Raw genomic sequence first — 5,966 nt, forward strand, 5'->3', positions numbered from 1 at the left:
GCCGGTACCAGGACGAGGGACTCGATGAGGAACTGCTCCACGCGGCCACGCTCGTAGCCCGGCTCAGTCAGGTCGAGCAGGCGGTGCAGCTCGGGCGACCCGGCCGCCTCCTCGCCGGTGGCCTCGCCGATGAGGCAGGCCACGGCCGAGGCCAGGAAGGCGTCCTGGCGCCCGGTGGACTTATTCCACCGGGCCAGGACCGAGCGCAGCGTGAGCGGGCCACGGTTGTAGTTGGCCAGGGCCGCTCCCGTCTTCTCCGCCAGCACGCCGCTGACGCCGACGACGATGGCCCAGTCCTCGGGGAAGGCGACGCGCTCGCGGATCTCCATGGGGGCGAAGCGGGCCAGCAGGAGGGTGTCGGCCTCACCGCAGAGCATGCCCGTGTGGTCCTCGGAGCCACCCTGGGTGCCCACGCCCTCGGCGCCCAGCAGCTCGCGCCACGGGCGCCCCGCCTCGACCCCGGCGAGGTACCCGGCCAGGGACAGGCGGTCGGGGATGTTGCGTCTCCACAGCTCGGTGGAGCTCCAGCCGTTGAGGTCGGCCAGAGCCAGGGCGCTGGCGCAGATGAGGGCAGAGGAGGAGCTCATCCCCGAGGCGGGGGGTAGGTCGGAGGTGATGGTCAGGTGCGCGGGCACGCTGGGCCCGAAGTTCGCCGTCAGGCGGTCGAGCACCGTCTGCAGGTAGCGTCCCCAGTGACCGGCCGCAAGGCCGTGGTCCATGCCTGCCTGCAGGCTGACGGGCTCGCCCCCGGCCGTGGTGGTGGCTGAGAGGAAGCCCGCTGCGCCGTCGACCTGCTCGGCCACGGCGCTCACGCCCCGGTCCACGGCGCCGACCAGCACGTTCCCGCCGGCGTAGTCGGTGTGCTTGCCGAGGAACTCGATGCGGCCGGGCACCCGCCAGGCGCCGCGTGTACCGACTGCGCTCACAGTGCCACCTCCGCGTGCGCCAGGCGCGCTTGGACGTCAGCGACGTCCTCGCGGCGCGAGAGGTCCAGGACCGCGCCCTGGACGGGCAGGACGCTGACCGGGCTGGCCAGGGCCCGCACGGCGTCGACGATCTCCAGCTCGCCGCGGGGCGAGGGGGCGATCCGGGAGCAGGCCTGGAAGATCTCGGGGGTGAAGACGAAGGCGTTCATGGACACCAGTGCGTGCTCGCCGGCGGCATCGACCACCTCGGGGGCGGGCTTCTCCACGATCTCGGTCAGCAGCCCGTCGGCCTCGCGCACCAGGGCGAAGGCCGCCACCCGCTCAGCCGGGATGTTGGAGCCCGCCACCAGTGCGGCCCGGTCGAATCCGAGCAGGGCGTTGCCCTCGTGCTCGGCCAGGGCCCGCAGTCCGTGGGTCGGGTAGTAGTTGTCCCCGTTGACCATGAGGAAGGGCTCCTCACCCACCACCTGCTCGGCGCAGGCGACGGCGTCGGCGGTGCCTCGAGGCTCGCTCTGGACGGCCAGCTCGATGCTCAGCCGCATGGGGGCGAGGTCAGCGATGTGGGCGTCGAAGGCCTCGTGCTCGGGGCCGACGACGAGCACGACCCGGCTGATCCCGGCGTCGGCCAGGGCGGACAGGCTGTAGTCGACGAGCAGGTGCTCGCCGATGGGCATGAGGGCCTTGTACCCGCTGGCGGCCGCGGCGGCCTGGGCGGGGGAGAGAGCGGCCTGGGCGCCGGTCTCGGCGCGCATGCGGGTGCCGAGACCGCGTGCCAGGACGACGGCGGTGCGTACCTGCGTGGCAGGGGTGGTGTGAGCCTCAGTCATGGGAATCTCCTGAGTTGGGGGGCTACTGGCCGAGCCCGTAGTGGGAGGCGACGGCGTCGGCCGTGCGCTGCGCCAGCTCGCCGTCGGGCATCTCGGCGAAGACGCGCAGCAGGGGCTCGGTGCCGGAGAAGCGGATCGTCACCCAGCCATCGCCCTTGAAGTACACCTTGCAACCGTCGGCCCAGCTGACGTGGTCGGTCTGCAGACCCAGGGCCGTAAAGTCCGGCAGGTCGTGATGGGTGAAGATCTGCTCCGTGAGCTCAGCGCGGCGGGTGGCGGTGAAGCCGTAAGCCTCCTCGACCATGACCAGCTCGCCGTAGCGGGAGACCAGGTCGGCGTAGAGCTCGGAGAGCTTCTTGCCGGAGGCCGCCACCGCCTCCACGAGCAGGGAGCCTGCGTAGACGCCGTCCTTGCCTGGGATGTGGCCGCGCACGGTCAGGCCGCCCGAGGACTCGCCGCCGATGACGGCGTCAGTCTCGGCCATCTTGGCGCTGATCCACTTAAAGCCCACCGGCACCTCGTAGCAGACCTGGCCGTGAGCCTTGGCCACGCGGTCCAGCAGGTGGGTGGTGGACATATTGCGCACCGCCGGGCCGCTCCAGCCCTTGCGGGTGAGCAGGTAGTCGTAGAGGAGGACCAGGACCTGGTTGGGGGTGAGGTAGTGCCCCTCGTCATCGATGATCCCCAGCCGGTCTGCGTCGCCGTCGGTAGCGATGCCCAGGTCCGCCCCGCGCTCGACGACGGCGTGCTGGAGGGCCGCCAGGGTCCCCTTAGCCGGCGAAGGCATGCGGCCGCCGAAGAGCGGGTCATGGCGCTCGTTGATGACGTCAACCTGGCAGCGGGCCGTGAGCAGGATCGTCTGCAGGCTGGTCTGGGCCACGCCGAACATGGGGTCCAGGACGAGGTGGAGGTGGGCGTGACGGATCGTCTCGACGTCGAGCTTGTCCAGGATGGCGTCCAGGTACCAGTTGATGGAGTGCTGGATGGTCACCAGCTCGCTGCCGCGGACCTCGTGGGGCTCCAGGGCCTTGACGTCCTCCTCGCCCAGGGCGTTGACCTGCTGGGTGAGGGACTCAGTGAACTCCAGGTCCGCGTCACGGCCCCCGGGCAGGAAGACCTTGATGCCGTTGTACAGGGCGGGGTTGTGGGAGGCGGTGACGGCCATGCCGTAGGCGGCCCCCAGGTTGCCCACGGTCCACATCGTGGTGGGGGTGGGGGTGGGACGGTCGATGACGGTGACCGGCACGCCGTTGCCTGCCAGGACCTCGGTGGCCCACCAGGCGGCGGTGTCGGAGAGGAAGCGTCGGTCGTAACCGATGACGACGCGGCCGGGCCGGGCGCCGGGGGAGGTCTCGGCCAGGATGCGGTTGGCCAGGCCCTGAGCCAGGAGACGGACGTTGGCGCGGGTGAACTCGTCGCCGATGACGGCTCGCCAGCCGCCGGTTCCGAAGTGGATCATGACTACCTTCTGTGGCAGGTGGGAGGGTGTGCAACTAGGAGGCTGGGTGGTGCTCAGCCCTTGACGGCGCCGGCGGTCAGGCCGGCCTTCCAGTAGCGCTGGAGGATGAGGAAGAGGATCACCAGCGGCAGGACCCCGAGCAGCGCTCCCTGGAGGACGGCGCCGTAGGTCGGGTCAAAGTAGGACATCATGCCGTACAGGCCCAGGGTGACGGGCTTGAGGGCGACGTTGTTGGTCACCATCATCAGCGGCAGCAGGAAGTTGTTCCAGGTCGCCACGAAGATGAACAGGAAGATGGTCACCATGGCCGGCGCCAGGATGGGCAGCACCATGGTGAAGAAGATGCGGAACTCGCCGGCGCCGTCGATGCGGGCGGCGTGCCCGGCCCGGCCGATGGGTAGTGGGTGGCGGGATCTCAGGCGTCGTCGCCGAGAAGCCACTGCTGACCTCCTGCCTCTAGGTGGATGGTGCGCGGACCCCTGGGCGTGTGGACCTGGGTGGTCACCGGCTCCAGGGTGTTATTGAAGGCCAGGAGCTGTCCTCCTGGGTAGGTGGCGACCTCGACGCGCGGGTCGACGGCGGCCCAACGCTCGAAGTCCGACTCCGCCCCGGCAGCCCAGAAGATGGCGCGGTGCAGCAACCGGGAGTTGTCCGCGTTGTAGGGCAGGCCGGTGGCGTAGACGGTGCGGCCGGCCCCGAAGTGGCTGGCTGCCAGGCGGACCTGGCCGTCGGCGGCGTCGAGGACCTGGGTACGGTGCCCGGTGACGACGACGTCGGGGGTGCCTTCGCCGTCGTCGAAGCTGGCGGTGAGGTCTGCGGTGATGAAGTGGTCCGGCTGGACCTCCAGGGGCCGGTTGGTGCTCAGGCCCCAGCCGGTCTCGCGGTCCACGCCCAGCGCGTCAGCCAGCTGGAAGGTGACGCCGTCGCGGGGGTGATCGGAGGGGGCGCCCACGCCGATGAAGCCGCCGCCGCGGGCGATGAAGGCGTTGACGGCCTCGACCAGGGCCGGGTCGTCCCACTCGCGCCCGCCGGAGAAGGCCGTGCCTGTACCTCCGGCGTTGATGAGGACGGCGACGTCGCTGGGCACGCCCTCGCGCAGGTCGTCGAAGGACAGGAAGCTGACCTCCAGCGGCAGGCCGGACAACGCCTCCAGCACGCCGATGTAGGAGTAGGTCTGGCGATACCACAGGGCGTGGGCCACCATGTGGGTCATCCACGAGCGCAGGCGGCCCCAGGAGCTGATGACGGCAACCTTGAAGGGAGCCGCGAGCGGGCGCTGGCCGCCGCTGCAGGTGTGCAGCGAGCGGAACTGCGCGACGATCTCCTCCACGCGGTCGATGAAGTCAGGGTGCTCCACCGCCAGGGACAGGTAGCCGCCGTAACCGATGCGGTCCAGTGGGGAGCGCACGATCGCGCGGCGTGCCTGGAGCCAGGACTCGTTGGCCTCGGCCACCGGGTCCCCATCCGGGTGGAAGACGTCGGGGAAGAAGTAGGGCAGGAAGCGGCCCTCGGTGTAGCGCACGTGGGGGATGTCGGCGATCATGCGGCAGGTCGCGCCCGAGCCCACGGAGCCCACGACGGCGTCCAGGCCGGCGTCGGCGAAGTGCTCGCCGTAGGGCTCGGTGCCGATCCAGTTGTCCCCCAGGAACATCATCGCCTCCTTGCCGGCGGCGTGGACGGCGTCGGTCAGCTCGCGCACGCGGGAGGTGACGAAGCGGTGCTGGAAGCTGATCCAGTCGCGGAAGGCGCGGGTCGGAACGCGGAAGGGGGAGTTGTAGTAGCCGGCGTCGACGAAGTCCTCGGGGGTGAGCCGGTAGCCGTACTCGGCCTCGAAGGCCTCCAGTGCCGGCACCGAGACCGAGGCGGAGTAGCCGAACCAGTCGACGAAGCGTTCCTTGGCGTCCGGGCCGTAGACGAGGGTGAAGTGGTAGAAGAAGGTGGTGAAGCGGACGACGTCGACCTCGGGGTGGTCCCGGAGCCAGCCGTCGAGGTGGGCGCGCACGTGCGCCCAAGTGGCCTCGTGCCGCACGTCGAAGGGCTTCTCCTTCACGCGCGTGGGGTCTTGGTCCCAGCCGTTGGTGAGGTAGTTGTACATCTGGGTGGGGTCCCAGGTCTGGGTGGCCAGGTAGCTGACCGTGTAGGCGTGGCCGGCCTGCGGCTCCAGGACCGTGACCGTGTGGCCGTCCTCCTCCAGGCGCCAGGCGGCGGGGGACAGGGGCTCACCGACGGTACGGTCGTAGGCCTGCCACCAGCGGGCGGTGTCACAGGTGACGTCCGGGCGGACCTGCTCGGCGAACCAGGAGGCGGTCAGGTCAATGGCCAGCGGGCTCTCGTCGGTGGCGACCACGCGGTCAGAGGACAGGAAGATCCGCGTGGCCTCGTCCGGGTGGGCGTCAGCCCAGGCGTTGTCCCCACGTCCGACGAAGTAGGTGGAGTAGACCTTGGCGGCCAGTTCGTGGACCAGCTCGGGCAGCTCGGTACCGTCCGAGTTACGCACGGCGTCCGCGCCCAGGCGCTCCATGAGCTCGCGCACCTGGGCGTCCATGCCGGTCTGGATGGGGAGGGTGAGGCGACCGGCGCCGGCTGCGTCGTCGCGTCCAAGGGCCTGAGGGGCCATCAGCACTCCTTCGGGCTGAATATTTCGAACTACGAACAAACTACAGCATGATCGCGTCTCGCGCTAGTGGGGAGGACAAATTCGCCTGTGTCCGCTTGGTTGTTGGGTCGGTTGAGGTCCTCAGCCGGCCACGCCCA

General features: G+C 70.2%; 4 protein-coding genes and 1 pseudogene. All 5 read right to left on the reverse strand.

The annotated features are described in order from the left end of the window. Positions 1-926, reverse strand: a 926-nt coding sequence (locus HMPREF0058_RS06535) for a galactokinase family protein (protein WP_040319746.1), incomplete at its 3' end; no start/stop codon positions are given. Further along, positions 923-1,753 carry a nucleotidyltransferase family protein gene (locus HMPREF0058_RS06540; RefSeq protein ID WP_006548961.1) on the reverse strand — a complete coding sequence of 277 codons (831 nt, stop codon included), beginning with the start codon at positions 1,751-1,753 and terminating at the stop codon, positions 923-925. The genes HMPREF0058_RS06535 and HMPREF0058_RS06540, both read right to left, overlap by 4 nt. Before the next feature lie 22 nt (positions 1,754-1,775). Further along, entirely contained in the window at positions 1,776-3,212 is a 1,437-nt protein-coding gene (locus tag HMPREF0058_RS06545; protein ID WP_006548962.1) for a phosphohexomutase domain-containing protein, read from the reverse strand. Between the two features lie 53 nt (positions 3,213-3,265). After that, positions 3,266-3,589: pseudogene (locus HMPREF0058_RS06550) on the reverse strand (carbohydrate ABC transporter permease); the annotation flags it as partial. Positions 3,590-3,627: 38 nt separating this feature from the next. Beyond that, positions 3,628-5,829: a 1,3-beta-galactosyl-N-acetylhexosamine phosphorylase gene (gene gnpA, locus HMPREF0058_RS06555; protein WP_006548964.1), complete on the reverse strand. Its 2,202-nt coding sequence runs from the start codon at positions 5,827-5,829 to the stop codon at positions 3,628-3,630. Positions 5,830-5,966 lie beyond the last annotated feature (137 nt).

Source organism: Actinomyces urogenitalis DSM 15434 (assembly GCF_000159035.1).
Taxonomy (GTDB): Bacteria; Actinomycetota; Actinomycetes; order Actinomycetales; family Actinomycetaceae; genus Actinomyces; species Actinomyces urogenitalis.

Coding starts and splice junctions, on each gene's coding strand:
- HMPREF0058_RS06540 (WP_006548961.1), bottom strand. CDS start 1,753: ATGACTGAGGCTCACACCACCCCTGCCACGCAGGTACGCACCGCCGTC.
- HMPREF0058_RS06545 (WP_006548962.1), bottom strand. CDS start 3,212: ATGATCCACTTCGGAACCGGCGGCTGGCGAGCCGTCATCGGCGACGAG.
- gnpA (WP_006548964.1), bottom strand. CDS start 5,829: ATGGCCCCTCAGGCCCTTGGACGCGACGACGCAGCCGGCGCCGGTCGC.